Below are 21,987 nucleotides of genomic sequence, written 5' to 3' on the forward strand. Positions count from 1 at the left end.
ATTTTCTGCTTCGTTCATAAATTCTAATTTTGAATTATACAAAATCCGACTTTATGAAAATCTCACTGACCCAAAAATACAATGTCCCAGGTCCCAGATACACTAGTTATCCAACAGTTCCATACTGGAATGAAAGTGATTTTACTACTCAGGAATGGATAGCGTCTTTTCAGAAATCTTTTTCAGAAAGTAATACTCAAAACGGAATTAGTTTATACATTCATTTACCATTTTGCGAAAGTATGTGTACCTTTTGTGGATGCAATAAACGCATTACAAAAAATCATTCGGTAGAGGAAACTTACATACAAGCTGTTTTAAAAGAATGGGATTTGTATTGTAATTTATTACCTCAAAAACCACTCATCAAAGAAATTCATTTAGGCGGAGGAACGCCAACCTTTTTCTCAACAAGTAATTTAGAATTTCTCATAAATGGTATTCTCTCCAAAGCCGATAAAGCTGAAAACTACGAATTCAGTTTTGAAGGTCACCCTAACAATACTACATACGAACAACTTAAAAAATTATACGATTTAGGTTTTCGCCGAGTAAGTTTTGGCGTGCAGGATTATGCCGAAAAAGTTCAAAAAGCAATTCACAGAATCCAGCCTTTTCATAATGTCGCAAAAGTAACTTTTTGGGCAAAAGAAATTGGTTATAAATCGATAGGTCACGATATTATTTTTGGATTACCATTTCAAACGATTGAGAACGTAATTGACACTGTCGAAAAAACAAATTCTTTAAAACCGGATCGTTTGGCATTTTACAGCTACGCTCACGTACCATGGATAAAAGGTAACGGTCAACGCGGATTTAATGAAGAGAATCTTCCTAAAGATGCTGAAAAACGAAAATTATACGAAACAGGGAAACAAATGCTTTCTCAAAATGGTTACCACGAAATTGGTATGGATCATTTTGCGCTGGTTTCTGATAGTTTATACAAAGCAACAGCCAATAATGAATTGCATCGAAATTTCATGGGTTACAGCGCCTCAAAAACGCAGCTTATGATTGGTTTGGGAGTTTCATCTATTAGCGACAGCTGGTACAGTTTTGCTCAAAACACAAAAAGCATCGAAGAATACTATCAATTATTAGAAGAAGATAAATTGCCAGTTGTAAAAGGTCATATCTTAAGTGATGAAGACTTAATCATTAGAAAACACATATTAAACCTGACCTGCGAATTTGAAACTTCCTGGAATAGTGAATCCTTATACTTTAAAGAAATTCCTAACGTATTAGAAGATTTAAAAGAAATAGAAAAAGATCAGTTGATTATAATCGAGGAAGGCAAAATAACCATTACCGAAGCCGGAAGACCTTTTGTTCGAAATATATGTATGGCATTCGATTTACATCTAAAAAGAAAATCACCGGAAACAAACTTGTTTTCGATGACTGTTTAATGGCAATTAGGAGTTCCTTGTACAAACAAACTCATATTGGAAGGAGATATATAAGGAATTCCTAATCCCAGTCCTCTAAGGATAAATAAAACACCAATTACTACAGCTACATACGGAATTGCCTTTTGGATTTTATTTCTGAAAGGCAATTTTATTAATGAATGGACATAAACAACCACTGTCATTAAAGGAATTGTTCCCAGCCCAAACAAAATCATGTACAAAACTCCAAACCCTGCACTTTGCATGGCGATCGCACCAAATAAGGCTACATACACCATTCCGCAAGGTAAAAAACCATTTAATAATCCTATTGTAAAAAGGGATTTATACGTTTTCTTTTTAAATTGATTTCCCAGACTTGATTTTACTCTGGAAATAATTTTATAAACCGGTTTTGAAAAATTGTACTTTGAAAAAACCTTCTCCGGAACCAAAACTACAAGAATCATCGCCAAACCTATAAAAATAGACATCTTTTGCTGTAGTCCGGCCAGGAAAAAACCTCTCCCTAATAATCCGAAAATAAGTCCGACTGATGCATACGCAGTCAGTCGTCCTAAATGATATGTGATAATCTGCGTAACTTTTTTTGCTTCATTTTGATGATCCACAGGCAACATCATAGCAATTGGACCACACATTCCTATGCAATGCAAACTACTTATTAAACCTAATATGAAAGCCGAGTATAGCATTTATTATTGCTTTTTCTATTTACCACAGATTAATGGAAGTAAAATAATTTTAAAAACATTTTTAATTTAATGCAATTATCAATTTACATAAATCACTTCTTTCGACAAGTATTTTGTCCCTTTATATTCCCATTCCATATTAACATCCCAACGCCCTTTAATCAATTTCTTTTGCGGAATAAGCAAAGACGAATTGGTTAAAGCTATTTGAGTATCAAAATCAAATTTTTTATTTGAAGGTCGGTATAACGAAACATTTCCTTTTATTTTATCATTTTCAAAAGTGGCAGGAAAAGCAATTTTCACACCATTCTCTGTATATGTAATAGAAGGTCTTTGCTGCAAATCATGAGCATTTTGAATTCGGGCCATTTCATCCTGAAAATGCGAATCGTGTTTGTAATATTCTTCTACAACTAAATCATTGTCATATTTACTATTCGACTGAACTTCGAAAACAAAATATAAAATAAAGCTCATAAACAATGCAAATGCTATGACAATTCCGGTTCCCCAATTTATTTTCATGATAGTATATTTTTAATTAAAACTTCGTGGTCCTAAAAAATTAGTTGTGGTAGTTTCGAGTAATTCTGTACCGTTATAAACTCCAATTTTAACTTTGGTTTTATCGCTTTCCAAAAGAACCTTATCAATTTCTATGAATAATGTTCCTTGTGAGATTCCTTCTTTTAAAACTTTAAAATGCTGTTTCCCAACGTTGTTAATATTCCCTTTTTGATCAATTAATTCAAAATGAATATCCTGATAATCTTTCATCGTTTTATTAACGATTTTATAGGTATAAACATTGCTAATCATATCGCCTTTATGCTGAAACAACTGACCTGGCAAACGCAAAACAACAGCCTGAACATCGGTTCGTAAAAACAACATTCCAACAAAAACACTTAATAAAATGAACAAAACAGCTGAGTAGCCTTTCATTCGTGCGGTAAATTTAAAAGGTGCTTTTTTTACAATTTCATCTTCAGATGCGTATCGAATAAGGCCTTTTGGTAAACCTACACTTTCCATTATTGTATCGCATTCATCAATGCAGGCAGTACAATTAGTACATTCTAACTGAGTTCCGTTTCGAATGTCGATTCCCATTGGGCAGACATGTACACATTGGTGGCAATCAATACAATCTCCTTTTCCTGTAGTTGCTCTCTCTTCTTTTTTATTGAATTTCGCGCGACCGGCTTCTTTTTCTCCCCTAACAAAATCGTAAGCTACATTAATAGATTTATCATCTAAAAGTACACCTTGCAATCTTCCATACGGGCAGGCAATAATACAAACCTGTTCACGAAACCAAACAAAAACAAAATAGAAAACTCCGGTAAAAATAAGCAATGCAATAAAATTACTTGCCTGCTCAATTGGTCCTTGTTCGACCATTAAAAAAAGCTGGTCGCTACCTACTAAGTAGGCCAGAAAGATATTTGCGATACCAAACGAAATCAGAAAAAAGATAGTCCATTTAATTAATCGCTTTCTAATTTTTTCGGCATTCCATTCCTGCCTTGCTAATCGGGACTGAGCGCCACGATCACCATCAATCCAATATTCAATTCGGCGAAAAACCATTTCTAAAAAGATAGTTTGCGGACAAATCCATCCACAAAAAATCCTTCCAAAAACCACGGTAAATAAAATTATAAAAACAATACCTACAAGCATTGAAATTACAAAGAGATAAAAATCCTGCGGCCAAAACGGAAATCCAAAAATATTAAAACGTCGCTCCATAACATTAAACATCATGAATTGGTTTCCGTTTACTTTTATAAACGGATTTGCAATTAAGATGGCTAACAATATGTAGCTAACTATTTTTCTATATTCATACAATTTACCAGACGGTTTTTTAGGGAAAATAAATTTTCGATTACCCCCTTCATCAATAGTTCCGATGGTATCTCTAAAAGCTTCGTCTGGCAAATTTGACATGATTGTTGTAATTATTTTTTAACTTCAGTACTATCCTTTGGTGTACTTGCTGTGGTATCTTTTGTTGGGGTAGTTTCATCAACCCAAATTTCGCCTTCTGCTTCTTTTGGATCTTTTGGGTTACTTCCTTGTAAGGACAGGATGTAACTCGCAACTTTTTGAATTTCTTTTGGTTTTAAAGTTCCTTTCCAGGCAATCATACCCTTACCGTCACGACCTCCATTAGTTATAGTATGGAAAAGATTTTTAATTCCTCCTCCCAAAATCCAATGATTATCGGTAAGGTTTGGCCCAATTTGCCCTCCGGCATCAGCACGGTGACATGCAGCACAATTGGTTGTAAATATTTCTTTCCCTGCTGCCAGATTTTCAGGATCTGTTAGTAAAACAACCGTTTTTTCATCCATTAAATCCGGTGCAGTTTTCAGGTATTCATCGACATCAATTTTTGCCTGAGCCATTTCTTTTTTAAGCTCCATCTCCTGATCATCTCCACCAAAAACCTCATAACGGGCAAAATAAATTACTCCAAAAACGATGCAGATATAGAATAAATATACCCACCATGGTGGTAAATTGTTATCTAACTCTTTGATGCCATCATAGTCATGATCCATCAACAAGTCACCTTCTTTTTCTATAGGTTGGGTTTTAGTAAGCTTCTGCATTAAATCTTTATACCAGGTGCTTTCTGTTAAACTCAGGCTATTTTCATATTCCAGTTTTGCCTTTTCTTCCGGCGACATCAATTGGTACATAATGCGGTTCACTGCACTTAATGTAATTTCGATCGCAATCAGAATAAATAGAAAAACAATCAAAAAGAGAGCAACCATTGGGTACTTAATAAAAGCCGGTCTGTCACCTGAATCTATAAAGTATTCCATTAGAGCAAATACGATGAAGAAAATAATCGGTACTCTTAAATATACTGGGAAAAACTTTTTCATTTTAAATATCTTTTGAAATTATACTACACCCTTCATCTAAAGGTATTTCACTCATTTCCTGTATTTTTTCTTTTTTATATGAGAATACCCATAAGCCTAATCCAACAAAAAAGAAAAAGAATATCAAGAGAGAAAGTATCGGGTAAATTGCTATACCCGAAATAGTCTCCATATTGTGTTTTATTTGTTCAAACATAATTCTGTTATTTAGAAGTCTCTTTTACTTTAATGTCAGTTCCAAGTCTCTGTATATACGCAATCAAAGCAACAATTTCTCTTTCATTCATCGGAACGAATTTTTCACCTTTTGCAGCTGCTTTTTTCTTGCTTTCTTCATAACTTTTTACAAAGTCAGGATCGTTTTCTAAGCTTTTCTCGATGGCAATAGCCTGAGTTCTTAATGTTTTTTGAGCATTGGCAACATCAGCTTCTGTATAAGGAACCCCAAGCGTAATCATGGCTTGCATTTTCTTTTGGGTCAATGAAACATCCATTGGTTCATTGTCAAATAACCATTTGTACCCTGGCATGATAGAACCGGCAGAAATACTTTGTGGATTCCAGAAGTGATTAAAATGCCAGTTGTCATTGTACTTTCCTCCTACTCTCAATAAATCCGGACCTGTACGTTTTGATCCCCATAAGAATGGATGATCATAAACAAACTCACCTGCTTTTGATTGTGGGCCATAACGCTCTACCTCACTTCTAAAAGGACGTACGGATTGCGAGTGACAACCTACACAACCTTCTCTTATATATAAATCACGACCTTCTAATTCCAGTGGCGTATAAGGCTTAACACTTGATATTGTTGGAATATTCGACTTCACCATAATTGTTGGTACAATTTGAATGATCCCACCAATTAAAATAGCAATTGTAGCTAAAATGGTTAACTGAATTGGTCTTCTTTCTAACCAGGTATGGAATTTTTCACCTTTTAATCTTCCGGTGCTTATTCTTTGTAAAGCAGGAGCCTGTGCTAATTCATCTTCAATAGTATTACCCGCTCTTACGGTCATGATAATATTGTAAACTAATGTCAGCATTCCTACAAGATACAAAGTACCTCCTATTGCTCTCATCCAGTATAATGGCATGATTGCCGTAACTGTTTCAAGGAAATTACCATAAGTTAATGTACCATCAGGATTAAACTGTTTCCACATTGAGGCTTGTTGAAAACCTGCCACGTACATTGGTAAAGTATATAAAATGATTCCTAACGTACCGATCCAGAAATGGAAATTTGCTAATTTTTTTGAAAACAATGCGCTTTTTGTCATTCTTGGAATCAACCAGTAAATAATACCAAAAGACATAAATCCGTTCCAGGCTAATGCACCAACGTGTACGTGAGCAACGATCCAGTCAGTATAATGCGCGATAGCATTCACATTTTTTAGAGAAAGCATCGGACCTTCAAAAGTCGCCATTCCGTAACCAGTAATGGCTACCACAAAGAATTTTAAAACTGGTTCTTCACGCACTTTATCCCAGGCACCTCTTAATGTTAAAAGCCCGTTGATCATACCTCCCCAAGACGGAGCAATAAGCATTACAGAAAATGCAACTCCTAAATTTTGAGCCCAGTTTGGTAAAGCTGAATATAATAAATGGTGTGGACCTGCCCAGATATAAATAAAAATCAAAGACCAAAAGTGAATAATAGATAATCTATAAGAGTAAACCGGACGGTTTGCAACTTTAGGAATGAAGTAATACATTAGACCTAAAAATGGAGTTGTCAGGAAAAATGCAACCGCATTATGTCCGTACCACCATTGCACCAGCGCATCCTGAACACCTGCGTAAACAGAATAACTTTTTAATGCTGATACCGGAATTTCGATATTATTAAAAATATGTAAAACGGCAACCGTAACAAATGTGGCAAGGTAAAACCAAATAGCAACATATAAGTGACGCTCTCTACGACGCAACATTGTTCCTATCATATTAATACCCATAACTACCCAAATAAGGGCGATGGCAATATCAATAGGCCATTCTAACTCAGCGTATTCTTTTGATGAAGTATATCCTAAAGGCAATGTAATTGCTGCAGCAACAATAATAAGCTGCCAGCCCCAAAAATGCACATTGCTTAAAAAATCACTAAACATCCTGGCTTTTAGCAATCGCTGAAGCGAATAATACATACCCGCAAAAAATGCATTCCCAACAAAGGCAAAAATAACAGCATTGGTATGTAAAGGTCTTAAACGACCGTAGCTAAGCCACGAAATACCATCTGTCATGTTGGGAAAAAGGTACATAACCGCTAAGGTCAGCCCTACTAACATACCTACTACCCCAAAGAGGATAGTGGCGTAAATGAATTTTTTTACAATTTTGTTGTCGTAATAAAACTGTTCCATTTCCATAATTATACTTGTTTTTCTTCTGTTGTTGATTTTTTATTGTGGGGAGTAATTTTCGTTTCGTCGTCAAAAAGCATTCTGACAGAAGGGGTGTAATCGTCATCATATTGTCCTGATTTTACAGCAACAATAAAGGCAATAAAGAAACAAATTGCGACGAAAATACTTACTGAAATTAATAGATAAATGACACTCATACCTTAAATATATGTTAACAAAATTACTAGGTTAGTTGTTGTTAAAATATGATAATTATCATAGTTGCAGATTAATGTTAAATTTATAAAAAATTACTTATAAATTATTTATAATCATTTTAAATTTCTGTTACTGAAATAGTTAGACATTAAAGTCACAAAACTTACAATGGTAATTGTACTTAAAGGCATGATAATCGCAGCTACTAATGGAAGTAAATTACCCGTAACCGCAAAAGAGAGTCCGACGATATTATAAAGAAGCGACAAAACAAAACTCATCTTAATTATCGTAATTGATTTTTGAGATAATTTTAAAAAATAATCCAGTCTCGAAAACTCTGAAGCATCTAAAATAGCGTCGCAAGCTGGAGAAAAAACATTGACATTCTCAGAAATAGAAATCCCGACATTACTTTGCGCCAATGCTCCTGCATCGTTTAACCCATCTCCTACCATCATTACATTTTGACCTTTTTCCTGTAACTTCTTAATAAATTCAAGTTTTTGCTCAGGTTTCTGATTAAAAATTAATTCGGTTTCTAAAGGTAAAATCGATTGAAGGCTTGCCCTTTCTCCGTCGTTATCTCCGGACAGCACTTTTATCTGATAGGTTTTGCTTAAATTAAAAAACAAGTTTTCTAAGCCTTCACGATATTGATTTTGAAAAGTAAATTTTCCGTAATAAATATCATCAATCTTAATATGAAGTGCCGTTTTTTCAATTTGAGATGTATCTAATCCTGGACTTCCCACAAATTCAGCAGAACCAATTTTGATCGCTTTATTATTGGCTGAAGCCAAAATTCCTTTTCCGGTAATTTCCTGAAAATCATCTATTTTAATCCTATTTGTTTCTGATAAAAAATCATAGAGCATACGGCTTAATGGATGATTTGAACCTCTAAGCACATTTTTTATCAAAATATAATCTTCTTCAGAAAGGATATTTCCTTCGTATGAAATATTTGATTTCTTATTGGTGGTGATGGTTCCGGTTTTATCAAAAACAATAGTATCTACTTTGGCTAATTGTTCGATGACCAATGCATTTTTGAGATACATTTTTTGTTTTCCCATTATTCTAAGAATATTCCCGAAAGTAAAAGGAGCTGTAAGAGCCAATGCACAAGGACAGGCAACAATTAAAACTGCCGTAAAAACATTAAATGCTGTATTGGCATCAATAAATATCCAATATCCAAAACCTGCAAAAGCAATTAGTAATAATATAGGTGTAAAATAACGGCTTATGGCATCTGTAATCGTTTTGTGTTTTTGGAACACATTTTTCTGGAAAATTTCATTACTCCATAATTGGGTAAGATAACTTTGTGAGACTGAGTGCAGCACTTCCATCTCGATTACTTTGCCTATTTGTTTACCGCCGGCAAAAACTTTATCTCCGGATTTTTTAGTAATAGGAACAGCTTCACCGGTTACAAAACTATAATCGATTTCGGCTTTTTCACTAATTAAAATACCGTCTACCGGAATTAATTCCTGATTTCTGATCAATAATCGATTCCCTTTTTGAACATCGTAAATAGGAACACTTTCTTCTGATGTATCTGAATTTATTCTGGTAACTGCAATTGGAAAATAGGATTTAAAATCTCTTTCGAAACTTAAAAAGCTATAGGTTTTAATCTGGAACATTTTTCCGAGCAGCATAAAGAAAACGAGACCTGTTAAACTATCAAAAAAACCTGATCCGTAGTTCATTACAATATCAAAAGTACTTCGAACAAACATTACAATTATCCCTAAAGCAATTGGAATATCAATGTTTAGCATTCCTGATTTTATACTTTTATAAGCCGAAACATAATAACCACTTGCTGAATATAAAAAACTTGGCAAAGCCAAAATAAAAATTAGAATTCTAAAAAAAGGTTTGTAATTATCTAACCAAAATTCTTTGATCTCGAAGTATTCCGGAAAAGACAGTAACATTATATTTCCGAAACAGAAAAAAGCAACACCTAATTTGTAAGTTAAAGTTCTGTCTACATTGGTTTTTCCTGTTTCATAGTTTTCTAAACTAATATAAGGTTCATAACCAATAGAACTTAGCAGATAAACAATAGCTTTTAAGGAAACGAGATCTGAATTGAATGTAATTCGGACTCTTTTTTCAGGAAAATTAACTTGTGAAATACTTATTCCCGGTTGAATTCTGTTTAAGTTTTCAAGAATCCAAATACAAGAACTACAATGAATATGAGGAATATTTAGTGAAACAATTGCCGTATTTCCTTCTTGAAATTCTAATACTTTTGACAAAATTGCTTCATTGTCTAAGAAGTCATATTTGCCTTTAATATCTTGCGGAGTAGCACCTGGCGATTTTTCGAAATCATAATAGCAGGTCATATCATGAAGACTAAAAATTTCGTAAACGGTCTTGCATCCGTTGCAACAAAACTTTTTTTCATCAAAATTGATTTCTTCATTTTTAGCTATGGTTAACCCACAATGAAAACAACTCTGCTCACTCATAAAATTTGTTTTTTTGATACAACAAATGTTAAAAAAACTAGAGACGATAAAAATGATATTTATCATGTTATCGTGAAGTCGAATTCTAAATTTAACGAAATAAAACAGGAAAATAACAATTATATATTTTTTCTGCGTTTTTTTCAGGAATAATAGCACCTACCAAAGCTAATATTGGTTAATTTTGCAATAAATATTTTTTGCCATGAATAAATGTGATCAATGCATCGTACGACAACTTTCTTCTCTTAAAGCACTTAATAAGGATGAAGTTGTAAAATTGGCTAACAGCAAGACAACCTATAAAATTAAAAAAGGAGAATCCATTTTTGAAGAAGGTGAAGTAACTAATGGTGTTTTTTGTATAAAAGATGGTGTTGGAAAACTTTCTAAATTAAGTGCAAACGGAAAAGATCAGATTGTAAAACTGGTACAATCAGGGGAACTTTTGGGTCAACGTTCTATGATTAGTAATGAACCTGCCAATTTATCTGCCAAAGCAGTTGCAGATATGGAAGTTTGTTTTATTCCTAAAACCGAAATTTTACACTTTTTTAATAATAACAATCAGTTCTCAATGAACCTGATGCAATCTGTTTGTGAAGATTTAAAAGAATCTGAAAATGACAAAATTGCTTTAGTTCAAAAAACCGTAAAACAACGTTTGGCCGAAACGTTATTGCAATTGCATGATTCTTTTGGTGAAAATGCCGATAAAACTTTGAAAGTTCAACTTACAAGAGAAGAACTGGGTGGCATAATAGGTACTGCTACAGAAAGCTGTATCAGGTTATTATCTGATTTTAACAAACTGGATCTGATTGAATTAGTAGGTAAAAAAATCATGCTTAAAAACATAAAAGCATTAAAAAAGATAGCGGAGTAATTATAACTTTTTAGCTTCGTTCCAAAATACGTCCATTTCTGCCAAAGTCATATCCATTAAGGGTTTTCCTAACTCTCCGGCTTTACTTTCGAGATATTGAAAACGCTTAATAAATTTTTTATTTGTGCGTTCTAAAGCATCTTCAGGATTTACATTTAGAAATCTGGCATAATTGATCATAGAGAATAAAACATCACCAAATTCAGCTTCAATTTTATCCTGATCTCCAGATTTTACCTCTACTTGCAATTCTTCTAATTCTTCCTGAACTTTATCCCAGACCTGGTGTGGTTCTTCCCAATCAAAACCCACGCCTTTTACTTTATCCTGAATTCGACTTGCTTTTACCAAGGCTGGTAAACTTCTTGGAACACCTTCCAGAACTGATTTTTTGCCTTCTTTCAGCTTTAATTTTTCCCAATTTTGTTTTACTTCTTCTTCATCCTTTACGACAGTATCACTATAAATATGAGGATGACGATGAATTAGTTTATCGCAAATTTCATTACAAACATCTGCAATATCAAAATCGTTGGTTTCGGATCCAATTTTCGCATAAAAAACAATATGCAATAGCAAATCGCCCAATTCTTTTTTTACCTCGTTTAGATCATTATCTAAAATAGCATCTCCAAGCTCATACGTTTCTTCGATAGTAAGGTGCCTCAGGGTTTGCAAAGTCTGCTTTTTATCCCACGGACATTGCTCACGAAGTTCATCCATAATAATTAATAATCTTTCGAAGGCTTTAAGTTGAAGTTCTTTGCTCATTTTATGACGTTTTTTTCGAATTGTAACAAGTAATTGTAAAAGTAAAAAATCCTGTCAAGAAAACATCTTAACAGGATTAATATATTTGAATGCAGTAAACTACTATTCTTCTTTTTTAGCTTTTGCTTTTTTAGCAGCAGGCGCTTTTTTTGGTTTTTCTTCAACAGCCGGAGTTTCCTCAGGAGCTTCAGCAGCAGCCGGAGCTAAATCAGTTACTAAACCTTTTGTTTGTAGTGTATTGTACCAGTTTAATACTTTTTTAATATCAGAAGGATAAACTCTTTCCTCATCATAATCAGGAAGAATTTCTTTAAAATAAGCCGCTAATGTAGCATTATCTTCTTTATGAGAAATTGCCTGACCTTTGTTTTCTTTAGCAGCAATACGTTGCATTACTTCAGTCAATGGTTTTTCTCCATCGTAAGTATAAATTGAAATCTCTGATAATAAACTAACGTTACTTTTCAGGTTAACAGTAATTTTTTTTCCGTCTGTCAATGATTCTGCCACAAAGCCTGTACGAGTTTGCACTTTCAATACATATAAACCTGGTTTCCCAGAAATGGCTAAAATTTTCTCTAAATTCATGTTTATTAAAATTAGTATTAAGAATTTGATTTATTATATTTTATTGATTCTAATTTCTTAGATCAATTATCTCCCTTTTTTAGCAGCAGCAAATTTCATTCTATATTCCTGAAACGTTTTGCCTTCGGTAATATTTTTTAATTTCTTTTGAATCAAACGTTTTTTCAAAGATGATATTTTATCCGTAAATAAAACTCCTTCGATATGGTCGTATTCATGTTGAATAACTCTTGCGATCAAACCATCAAAAACTTCTGTTTTTACTACAAAATCTTCTTCGCAATATTCTATCGTCACGGTTGGTTTTCTATAAACATCTTCGCGAACATCAGGAATACTCAAACAACCTTCATTAAAACTCCATTCTTCGCCTTCTTCTTTGACAATCTTAGCATTGATAAAAGTTTTTTTGAAACCTTTTAAATCTTTTTGCTCATCTGAAGGTAAATCATCATCATCACTAAAAGGAGTCGTATCAATAACAAACAAACGAATTGGCATACCCACTTGTGGGGCAGCAAGCCCTACTCCGTAAGCGTTGTACATGGTTTCATACATGTTTGCTATTGTTTCTTTTAAGTTTGGATATTCTGGCGTAATTGCCTCACCCACTTTTCTTAAAACAGGATCACCATATCCTACAATTGGTAAAATCATTTGTCTTTTTTTATATTTTATCTAATGAAAACTCCTGAATTTAGTTCTCATAATTCAGCTGGCAAAAATAGTAAAAAATAGTCAATGAATAATTCTAAAGATATATTATATCGCATTTTTTAGCAGCTTCGTAAAATCTCATCCATAATTATGCCAAATTAATTCGTACAATTCGTACTTTTGTTTGTAAACCTTACCATAATGTTTGATCGTATCTCGAAATTTACTAACAGTACTTCTTTTTTAAACGCCTCTAAAGTAACTATTGCTTCTGTTGTTCCTGTTTTAATTTTAAATTTCCTAGGTCATTTCGAAATAGGCTTTACAATTGCTTTAGGAGCTTTCTATACCTATCCCAGTGATGTTCCCAGCTCTTTAAGCCATAAAATAAAAGGTCTTATTGTGGCATCTTTTATAGTTTCGGGTGTCAATTTATTAGTAAATCTCGCGTATCCCTATCCTTATTTGTTTTATCCTTTTTTAGGATTATTACTTTTTTTATGTTCGATGATTTCTGTTTACGGGCAGCGTGCTACATTGGTATCGTTCTCTGCTTTATTATCTATTTCGTTATCCTTTGGACATTTACACGAAGGCTGGGCAGCTTTTGAATATTCAGGTTTTATATTTGTTGGCGGTATATTGTATTTGATTGTTTCATTGGTTTTTCATTTTGTACAACCTTATAAATATGTCGAATTGCAAATTGCCGAAGGCATAAAACTAACGGCAAAGTATTTAAAGTTAAGAGGTGATTTATGGAGCCCTGAAGCCAATCGCCAGAAAATCATCGAAAAACAATTGGCCATACAAGTCGATCTGAATTTAATTCATGAGGATTTACGAAGAATGCTTATTGGAAATCAAAACGCATCAGCAACAACAAGTCAAAATCGAAAAATGCTGCTTGTTTTTATTACTTTGGTAGAAATTCAGGAGCTTGCCTTATACACATCATTCGATCATAGCAAACTTCACGAAAAATTTGCCAAACATCCCGATGTTTTAAGAACTTATCAAAATGTAGCTTACAAACTGGCTTCTACATTAAAGAAGCTCTCTAAAAACGTACATAATATTAGTGTATACGTTGATAAAAATGATTTAAAAAACGAACTTGACGCGCTTGAATTTGCCATTTTTGACTACGAAAAAACCTTAGGAAAGGAAGAAGCTGCAGAAGGCGTTTTGATGCTGACCAATATGCTGAAATATGCTAAAAATCAGGTTGGGAAAATCAAAATTATCCAACGTGCTTTTTCGCTTGCGATGCAATCTTTTAAATTAAAGGACAAAGATAAAGAATTAGAGAAATTCTTAACCCCTCAATATTATCCGTTGCGTACTTTAATCGAAAATTTAAGCTTTTCTTCTTCTATTTTCAGGCATTCTGTACGATTAACTATTACCATTTTAATTGGATTTACAATTGGACAATTTTTAGCTTTTCAAAACGTCTATTGGATTTTATTAACCATTGTCGTGATCATGCGTCCGGGTTATGGCTTAACGAAAGAACGTTCTTATAACAGAATCTTCGGGACTATCCTGGGAGGTTTACTGGCTTTTGGAATCGTATCTGTAATACAGAATCACGTTGCGCTTAGTATATTATCTATTGTATGCATGCTTCTTGGTATCTCTTTTACTCAGATCAATTATAAAATAAGCGCCACTTTTGTTACGATGTATGTCGTTTTTATATACGGAATTTTAACTCCCAATGTTGTAGAAGTAATTCAGTTTCGTGTTTTAGACACATTAGCGGGAGCGACTTTAGCGTTTTTGGCTAATCAGTTTTTATGGCCGGCCTGGGAATTCATTAATACACCAATTCATATCGAAAATTCGATTAGAGCCAATAGAAATTACCTTAAGGAAATTGCAGATTTTTATAATAAAAAAGGCGAAATCCCAACTTCATATCGATTGGCAAGAAAAAATGCTTTTGTTGAAATTGGAAACTTGATGACCTCTTTTCAGCGTATGATGCAGGAGCCAAAATCGAAACAAAAAACACTGCCGTTAGTCAATAAACTCGTGGTTTTAAATCATTCGATATTATCCGCTTTAGCGTCATTATCGACATATATTCAGTCGCACCAGACAACATCAGCTTCAGAATCGTTTAATTATATTATAAAAACGATACTTTCAAACTTGGACCATTCGATTTCTATTTTACGAAACGAAGTGATTTTAACAGACACTTTTTTTGATAAGGAAGATGTTACTTTACAATTTGAAGAGCTCAAACGCGTCAATTTTACCCGTTTGATTAAAGATGATGAACTGGACAAAGAAACACGTCAGGCGAAAATGCAGGAAGCTCAAATGGTCATTGAACAATTGATCTGGATGAGTAATCTGGCCGAAAAGATTTTAAAAATTACAGAAGAATTTAAAGCAACAAATCCAGATTAATTCATCTGGATTTGTTGTTTATACTATAAAAAATTGAGCTTAATTATTTAGTTTTAAAACTTCAGAAGTATGTTTTCTAAGTTCTTTTAAAAGCTCTGGCTTATCATTTAGAGTTTGTCCGTAAGAAGGGATCATCGTTTTCATTTTCGCTTGCCATTCCGGTGTTTTTACCTGATCAGTAAAACATCTGCTAATTAAATCAACCATAATTGCAACTGCAGTCGATGCTCCGGGAGAAGCTCCTAGTAATACGGCTAATGTTCCGTCATGAGTATTGATCACTTCTGTACCAAATTCTAAAACTCCACCTTCTTTTTCGTCTTTTTTAATCACCTGAACACGTTGTCCAGCTTTCTCTAATTTCCAGTCTTTAGAACGTGCTGTTGGTAAATATTCGCGTAAAGCTTTCATTCTGTCTTTTGGAGACTGACGAACCTGCTCAATTAAATATCTTGTTAAGGGTATATTATGAAATCCCGCTGATAACATCGGAATTAAATTGTTTGCTTTTATTGATAATGGTAAATCCAAATAAGATCCGTTCTTTAAGAAACGAGTCGAAAATCCTGCGAAAGGCCCAAAAAGTAATGCTTTTTCGCCATCAATAACACGTGTATCGATATGTGGAACTGACATTGGCGGCGCCCCTACACTTGCCTTACCGTATACTTTCGCCTGATGTTTAGCAATTACTTCAGGATTGGTACATTTTAGCCATTGACCGCTTACAGGGAAACCTCCGTAACCGTTTCCTTCAGGAACATTTGCTTTTTCTAATAAAGGTAATGAACCTCCACCAGCACCAATAAATACAAATTTGGTATATGCTTTTCTTGTTTGACCGGTTGTTAAATCAGTGATTTTAATTCTCCATGATTTATCCTCGCGTTGTCTTAATTTTTTAACTTCATGATTAAAATATAAAGAAACACCATCTAGTTTTTCTAAATAATTAAACATACTTCTGGTCAAAGCTCCAAAATTCACATCGGTACCAATTTCCATGTGGGTTGCTGCTAATTTTTCAGTAGCTTCTCTACCTTCCATGACAAGTGGCATCCATTGTTTGAGTTTCTCAAAATCAGTACTAAATTCCATTTGAGAAAAAATAGGGTTGCTTTGTAAAGCTTCGAATCTCTTTTTAAGGTATTCGACATTTTTATCTCCCCACACAAAACTCATATGAGGAACACTTTTAATAAAATTATCTGGAGACGGTACTTTGTTTTCTTGTACTAAATAAGACCAAAACTGACGCGAAATCTCAAAAGATTCTGCTATACTTATTGCTTTTTTAGGATCGATACTTCCATCAGCCTTCTCTGGGGTGTAATTTAATTCACAAAAAGCAGAATGTCCTGTTCCTGCGTTATTCCAAGCATCAGAGCTTTCGGCAGCAGCGACATCTAAACGCTCATAAATTTCAATTTTTATATCGGGTTGCAGCTCTTTTAAAATTAATCCAAGAGTTGCGCTCATAATTCCAGCTCCAATAAGCACTACTTCACTATTGGAACGTATTGTATTGTCAGGCATAACAGTAATTTGTTTTTAAAGTGCAAAGGTACTTTTTATAATTGCAAAAAAAAACTAAAATCACATGATAAAAGTTATGTTTTTACTAAAAAAAGCAGCGCTGGAAAATTGCAAAACTGTAAAAATTAGAAACGATTTGATGAAAGATAATCCTGAAGCATTATCGTAGCTGAGATTTCATCAATTAGCCCCTTGTTTTGACGCTGTTTTTTACTTAATCCGCTATCGATCATGGTTTGAAATGCCATTTTCGAAGTAAAGCGTTCATCAACACGAACTACTTTTATGTCCGGAAAAATATTAGAGAAATGAGTAACAAATCCTTTAATTATAGCCGCACTTTCTGATGGCTGCCCGTTCATTTGTTTAGGCTCACCAATTAAAACCGTTTCTACTTTTTCTTTCAAAAAATAATCCTTCAAAAAGTCGATCAAAGTATTGGTTGGAATTGTAGTTAAACCTGACGCTATAATTTGCATTTCGTCAGTAACAGCAATTCCTGTGCGTTTTTGTCCGTAATCTATAGAGAGAATTCTTGGCATTTTTCAATTTTTAACAAAGATAGAAAAGGAATTAACAACTTAAAAAATAATCTCTGTCTTTATATCGCTCAAAACAACACCTATTAAGCCTTTAATTTGCATTATTACACACTAAATTAACATATTTTCTTTTTAATCAGAAAAATGTTGTTTATTATTTCATAATTTAAAAAAAAATAAGTTCTTTTGCGGAAAATTTATCGATACTTTTAAGTCATTGAAAACCAGATTTTTTAAACCCAAACAGGAACAAAAATAAGCCAACCAAAAACCTTAAGCCCTAAATGAATAACTATAAAAAATGTATTGCTCTCTTTTTAAAAAGATTTTTTTTAATCGTTATAATATACCAGTTAAGCAGAGCTCTATTTTATTTTATGAATTTGGATTTATTTGATGATTTTACTCTTCAAACTTTTACAGGAGGAATTTTGTTTGATTTAGCTGCTATCAGCTATTTAAATATTATTTTTCTTGTTGCTCATTTACTTCCGGGAAATTTCAAATACAATGACCTTTATCAACGTATACTTAAGATTACTTTTTACGTTGTCAATCTTATATTTATAGCAACTAATTTCATCGATATTATCTACTATCGCTTTACTTCAAGAAGAAGTACTTTTGGCATGATTACCGCAAAAGGCATGGAGCAGGAAGCAATAGGATTAATTCCTTCGTTTTTAGCAGAGTTCTGGTATATTGGACTTATCTTTATCGCTATAAGTATCTTATTTTGGAAATTACTTCCTGATCTGAATAAAAATATAACACGACAAGATTTAACTAAAAAAGACTACTTTTTAAAATTTAGCTATCTCATCGTTTCAGTTGCCGTTTTATTAATTCTGGGACGTGGGGGACTGCAAAAAAAGCCTATAAAAATTGTTGACGGAATTAAATATGGAGCCTTAAGCAACACTGCTTTAGTATTGAATACTCCTTTTACTATTTTAAAAACTATTGCAAAAAAAGAAGATATTGAAAACACGACTTATTATAATACAAAAGAATTAAAAGCAATTTACAATCCCGTTATTTCCTTACACCCAAATAAACCTGCTATCAAAAAAAATGTAGTTATTTTGATTTTAGAAAGTTTTGGAAATGAAAATGTTGGACGTGGACAAACTCCTTTTTTAGATTCTCTTATTACAAAATCATACTATTTTAAAAATGGTTTTGCTAACGGAAAAGTATCTATTGATGCTGTTCCTTCGATACTTTCGAGTATTCCTAGTTTAATGAACAATTCGTTTATCACCTCTAGTTATTCTTTGAACAAAATAAATGGTCTTCCGAAAATTTTTAAAGAAGAAGGTTATAAAACTTCTTTTTTTCATGGCGCTTTCAACGGAAGTCAAAACTTTGACCAATATGCAAAAGTAGCAGGATTTGATCAGTACTTTGGAAAAGACCAATATATAGGTAAAGAAGCTTTTGACGGACGATGGGGAATTTTTGACGAAGAGTTTTTACAATTTTACGCCGAGAAATTATCCTCATTTAAACAGCCTTTTTTCAGTTCGTTATTTACTATTTCGTCACACAACCCTTATATTATACCAGAGAAATACAAAGGAAAATTTCCTAAAGGAACAACGGTTATCCAGGAAAGTATTGCTTACAGCGATTATGCATTGAAAAAGTTTTTTGAAACTGCAAAAAAGCAAAAATGGTACAACAACACTCTTTTTGTAATTTCTTCTGATCATACTTCGGCGGGAGGCGATAAAGAGACCGATCAAACTAATATTGGAAAATTTAGAATTCCAATTTTATTCTTTGATCCTTCGAATCCTGAATTGGTAGGTGTTAATGAGAAGAACTTTCAACAGATAGACATTATGCCAAGTATCTTAGATTATCTAAACATAAAAACCGATATGATAAGCTTTGGTAAAAGCTATAAATCTAAAGATAACTTTGTGGTGTATTATCTTCAGGGAACATACCATTATATTAAAGACGACTACTATTTAGCTTTTGCCAATAACCAAACCATTGGTCTTTATAACTGGAAAAAAGACGTTTTATTAGAAGACAATTTAATTAATAAGGACAAACCTAAAGTTAAAGAATACGAAAAATTCATAAAAGCTTATATACAATCTTTCAACGAAAGAATTATTTACAATAAGCTAGCACTCTAAATAAAAAGTCCGTTTTGAAAACTCAAAACGGACTTTTTTTTCCAAATATTCAAAACCTAAAAAAATCAAATACTATCTATTAAATAATCTTCTGAAGAAACCTCTTTCTTCCTCTTCTTCTTCCTCCTCTACTATTGCTCGTTCTTCATATTGAGTAAATTTTGCCTGACCCCTTTCGTGTTCAAAAATCAGGTCCTTAATATATTCAACATAACTTTTCTTTTTTTCTTCTAAGAATCCAATCAGGTATTTTTCACTAAATTCCATTCCACTTGCTGCTTCAATCTGCAAAAGTTTTTTATAAAGAGGCTCAATATGCAATGCAATAACTTCTTGTGGTACGGCCTGGCGTCTTCCAAAATAATTCACAATCACATCGTTCTCATCTCTCGAAATTTCAAAATCAGTAATTACCCAATAGAATCTCCCTGATTTCGCCAGATTTTTTACAATAGCGTGAAAGTTTTTTCCGTTTTTAAGGTTTTCCCAAAGTACTTTAAAGATTACTCGCGGCATATCCGGGTGGCGAATAATATTGTGCGGTTGCCCCATTAATTCATAATCCTCATAACCACAAACATCAACAAAAGTCTCATTGGCATATTCAATAATACCAAAGGCATTTGTTTTACTCATAATCACCTGAGTTTTGTCCCAAGAGACTTCTTTATCAATAATAGTTCTTTGTCCCTGAAGTTGATTTTCCTGATTCATGTCTTGCTGCTTATATAATTTGTTTTGGAATGGTATTTTAATTTTCTCGTATCTTTTTCGAGAAATTCATGGTGCGAAATTAATTAGAACAAAAAAGTCAAAACCTGACTTTTGTCATATTCTGACATTAAAAAAACTTTTAGTGGCGTAATCTGCCAAAAAAATCAACTATAGCCATTGTATTTTATTTATCAAATTAAAAACAAAAAGTTAAATCTGTAACATTTTCAAAAGCAATTACCTTTTTGCATTTGTACAAATACGCTATCTTTGCCAAAAATTAAAACTTATGAATTCTTTACAGACTATAATCGAACAAGCTTGGGAAAACAGAGCTTTATTACAAGAAACTACTACAACTGATGCTATCAGAGAAGTTATAGAATTGGTAGATGCAGGAAAATTACGTTGTGCTGAACCAGTTGGTGACAAATGGCAAGTAAACGAATGGGTGAAGAAAGCTGTTGTGATGTATTTCCCAATTCAAAAAATGGAAACATGGGAATCTGGTATTTTCGAATATCACGACAAAATGTTACTAAAAAGAGGTTATGCTGAAAAAGGAATTCGTGTAGTACCAAATGCTGTTGCGCGTTACGGAGCTTATATTTCTAGTGGTGTTATTTTGATGCCAAGTTATGTAAATATTGGTGCTTATGTTGACGAAGGAACTATGGTTGACACTTGGGCAACTGTTGGTAGTTGTGCGCAAATTGGTAAAAATGTTCACTTAAGCGGTGGTGTTGGTATTGGTGGGGTTTTAGAGCCATTACAAGCTGCTCCTGTAATTATCGAAGATGGTGCCTTTATTGGTTCTCGTTGTATTGTTGTTGAAGGTGTGCATGTAGGTAAAGAGGCTGTTCTTGGTGCTAACGTATGTTTGACTGCTTCAACAAAAATTATCGATGTTACCGGAGACGAGCCTGTTGAAATGAAAGGTTTTGTTCCTGCACGTTCAGTAGTAATTCCTGGAAGTTATACTAAAAAATTCGCTGCCGGTGAATTTCAGGTTCCATGTGCCCTGATTATTGGTACACGTAAACCATCTACAGATTTAAAAACTTCATTAAATAACGCACTTCGTGAATACGACGTTGCGGTATAATATTTATTTTTAATAGTTTTACAAAACATCTTCCTTCAACAGGAGGATGTTTTTTTTCATACATACTTTCAACAAAAAAAACTTATTCTATTATAATAATAACTTTTATTAGCTATTTAACCTTAAACAAAAAGTAAAATTTGCGCAATTAAAAATTTCTTTTATTAGAGTTTATGCAAGCGAATGGTATTTTAAAAACACACCATATTATAATCCGTTTTTCTGTATTTATTCTTCAATGTAAAAACAATTAAAACACGGTTAATGGTTAATTATAAAAAAAACATCATTTTATTTTTAAAAAAGTTTTTTGTTATTACAGTAGCTTACAGCATTTGCAGAGTTTTATTTCTTGCAATGAATATTGATCTTTTTGATAAATTTTCTTCAAAAATATTTACTGGAGGTTTAATCTTTGATCTTTCCTCTATTGCTTATATAAATATTATATTTCTTGTAGGTTACTTATTTCCTGGCAATTTTAAATATAATCTAAAATA

The 21,987-nt window shown here is 33.1% G+C and carries 19 protein-coding genes and 1 pseudogene; 6 read left to right on the plus strand and 14 right to left on the minus strand.

Annotated elements, in window-relative coordinates:
• The first annotated feature begins 53 nt into the window (after positions 1 to 53).
• Entirely contained in the window at positions 54 to 1,418 is a 1,365-nt protein-coding gene (gene hemN, locus ACIDC4_RS23460) for an oxygen-independent coproporphyrinogen III oxidase (protein WP_412045411.1), read from the plus strand.
• Here hemN and ACIDC4_RS23465 read toward each other — a convergent pair.
• From ACIDC4_RS23465 to ACIDC4_RS23500, 8 genes are all read right to left on the minus strand, one after another.
• The gene (locus ACIDC4_RS23465) at positions 1,415 to 2,116 is read right to left on the minus strand and encodes a sulfite exporter TauE/SafE family protein (protein WP_412045412.1); all 702 of its coding nucleotides are present in this window, start codon (positions 2,114 to 2,116) and stop codon (positions 1,415 to 1,417) included. The two genes, hemN and ACIDC4_RS23465, sit on opposite strands and share 4 nt — an antisense overlap.
• Before the next feature lie 78 nt (positions 2,117 to 2,194).
• Complete coding sequence (locus ACIDC4_RS23470) at positions 2,195 to 2,644, minus strand: FixH family protein (protein ID WP_412045413.1); 450 nt, start codon at positions 2,642 to 2,644, stop codon at positions 2,195 to 2,197.
• 12 nt (positions 2,645 to 2,656) lie between these two features.
• Positions 2,657 to 4,075 (minus strand): cytochrome c oxidase accessory protein CcoG, encoded by a 1,419-nt coding sequence (gene ccoG / locus ACIDC4_RS23475; protein ID WP_412045414.1) that lies wholly within the window; start codon positions 4,073 to 4,075, stop codon positions 2,657 to 2,659.
• Between the two features lie 11 nt (positions 4,076 to 4,086).
• Entirely contained in the window at positions 4,087 to 5,025 is a 939-nt protein-coding gene (locus ACIDC4_RS23480) for a cbb3-type cytochrome c oxidase N-terminal domain-containing protein (protein ID WP_412045415.1), read from the minus strand.
• 1 nt (position 5,026) lies between these two features.
• A complete protein-coding gene (locus ACIDC4_RS23485) occupies positions 5,027 to 5,221 on the minus strand; it encodes a cytochrome C oxidase subunit IV (RefSeq protein WP_065447907.1) in 195 nt (64 codons plus the stop codon).
• A gap of 7 nt (positions 5,222 to 5,228) precedes the next feature.
• Positions 5,229 to 7,415 (minus strand): cytochrome-c oxidase, cbb3-type subunit I, encoded by a 2,187-nt coding sequence (gene ccoN / locus ACIDC4_RS23490; protein WP_412045416.1) that lies wholly within the window; start codon positions 7,413 to 7,415, stop codon positions 5,229 to 5,231.
• Between the two features lie 2 nt (positions 7,416 to 7,417).
• Positions 7,418 to 7,609, minus strand: a complete 192-nt coding sequence (gene ccoS, locus ACIDC4_RS23495; RefSeq protein ID WP_173972738.1) for a cbb3-type cytochrome oxidase assembly protein CcoS — start codon at positions 7,607 to 7,609, stop codon at positions 7,418 to 7,420.
• Positions 7,610 to 7,723: 114 nt separating this feature from the next.
• The gene (locus ACIDC4_RS23500) at positions 7,724 to 10,111 is read right to left on the minus strand and encodes a heavy metal translocating P-type ATPase (protein ID WP_412045417.1); all 2,388 of its coding nucleotides are present in this window, start codon (positions 10,109 to 10,111) and stop codon (positions 7,724 to 7,726) included.
• A gap of 205 nt (positions 10,112 to 10,316) precedes the next feature.
• On the opposite strand from ACIDC4_RS23500, the gene ACIDC4_RS23505 reads away from it, so the two are divergent.
• Entirely contained in the window at positions 10,317 to 10,997 is a 681-nt protein-coding gene (locus ACIDC4_RS23505) for a Crp/Fnr family transcriptional regulator (protein WP_065447903.1), read from the plus strand.
• Here the strand turns inward: ACIDC4_RS23505 and mazG are convergent, their stop codons facing one another.
• From mazG to def, 3 genes are all read right to left on the minus strand, one after another.
• Positions 10,998 to 11,768, minus strand: a complete 771-nt coding sequence (gene mazG / locus ACIDC4_RS23510) for a nucleoside triphosphate pyrophosphohydrolase (protein ID WP_065447987.1) — start codon at positions 11,766 to 11,768, stop codon at positions 10,998 to 11,000. It abuts the gene before it with no gap.
• Positions 11,769 to 11,870: 102 nt separating this feature from the next.
• Positions 11,871 to 12,356, minus strand: a complete 486-nt coding sequence (locus ACIDC4_RS23515) for a DUF5606 family protein (protein WP_412045418.1) — start codon at positions 12,354 to 12,356, stop codon at positions 11,871 to 11,873.
• A 66-nt stretch (positions 12,357 to 12,422) separates the two neighbouring features.
• On the minus strand, positions 12,423 to 13,013 hold the full coding sequence (gene def / locus ACIDC4_RS23520) for a peptide deformylase (RefSeq protein ID WP_412045419.1): 591 nt from the start codon (positions 13,011 to 13,013) through the stop codon (positions 12,423 to 12,425).
• Between the two features lie 201 nt (positions 13,014 to 13,214).
• Here def and ACIDC4_RS23525 point away from each other — a divergent pair, with 201 nt between their 5' ends.
• Positions 13,215 to 15,437: an FUSC family protein gene (locus ACIDC4_RS23525; protein ID WP_412045420.1), complete on the plus strand. Its 2,223-nt coding sequence runs from the start codon at positions 13,215 to 13,217 to the stop codon at positions 15,435 to 15,437.
• A gap of 39 nt (positions 15,438 to 15,476) precedes the next feature.
• Here the strand turns inward: ACIDC4_RS23525 and ACIDC4_RS23530 are convergent, their stop codons facing one another.
• Together ACIDC4_RS23530 and ruvX are read right to left on the minus strand one after the other, a co-directional pair.
• Positions 15,477 to 16,973 carry a malate:quinone oxidoreductase gene (locus ACIDC4_RS23530; protein ID WP_412045421.1) on the minus strand — a complete coding sequence of 499 codons (1,497 nt, stop codon included), beginning with the start codon at positions 16,971 to 16,973 and terminating at the stop codon, positions 15,477 to 15,479.
• Positions 16,974 to 17,098: 125 nt separating this feature from the next.
• The gene (gene ruvX / locus ACIDC4_RS23535; protein WP_412045422.1) at positions 17,099 to 17,515 is read right to left on the minus strand and encodes a Holliday junction resolvase RuvX; all 417 of its coding nucleotides are present in this window, start codon (positions 17,513 to 17,515) and stop codon (positions 17,099 to 17,101) included.
• 377 nt (positions 17,516 to 17,892) lie between these two features.
• Here ruvX and ACIDC4_RS23540 point away from each other — a divergent pair, with 377 nt between their 5' ends.
• Positions 17,893 to 19,668 (plus strand): LTA synthase family protein, encoded by a 1,776-nt coding sequence (locus ACIDC4_RS23540; RefSeq protein ID WP_412045423.1) that lies wholly within the window; start codon positions 17,893 to 17,895, stop codon positions 19,666 to 19,668.
• 72 nt (positions 19,669 to 19,740) lie between these two features.
• Here ACIDC4_RS23540 and ACIDC4_RS23545 read toward each other — a convergent pair whose 3' ends face one another.
• The gene (locus ACIDC4_RS23545; protein ID WP_412045424.1) at positions 19,741 to 20,382 is read right to left on the minus strand and encodes a PAS domain-containing protein; all 642 of its coding nucleotides are present in this window, start codon (positions 20,380 to 20,382) and stop codon (positions 19,741 to 19,743) included.
• Positions 20,383 to 20,671: 289 nt separating this feature from the next.
• On the opposite strand from ACIDC4_RS23545, the gene ACIDC4_RS23550 reads away from it, so the two are divergent.
• Together ACIDC4_RS23550 and ACIDC4_RS23555 are read left to right on the plus strand one after the other, a co-directional pair.
• Entirely contained in the window at positions 20,672 to 21,487 is an 816-nt protein-coding gene (locus ACIDC4_RS23550) for a 2,3,4,5-tetrahydropyridine-2,6-dicarboxylate N-succinyltransferase (protein ID WP_026982140.1), read from the plus strand.
• Positions 21,488 to 21,751: 264 nt separating this feature from the next.
• Positions 21,752 to 21,987: pseudogene (locus ACIDC4_RS23555) on the plus strand (LTA synthase family protein); the annotation flags it as partial.

This window comes from Flavobacterium sp. C3NV, from assembly GCF_046825355.2.
In the GTDB taxonomy this organism is placed as follows: domain Bacteria; phylum Bacteroidota; class Bacteroidia; order Flavobacteriales; family Flavobacteriaceae; genus Flavobacterium.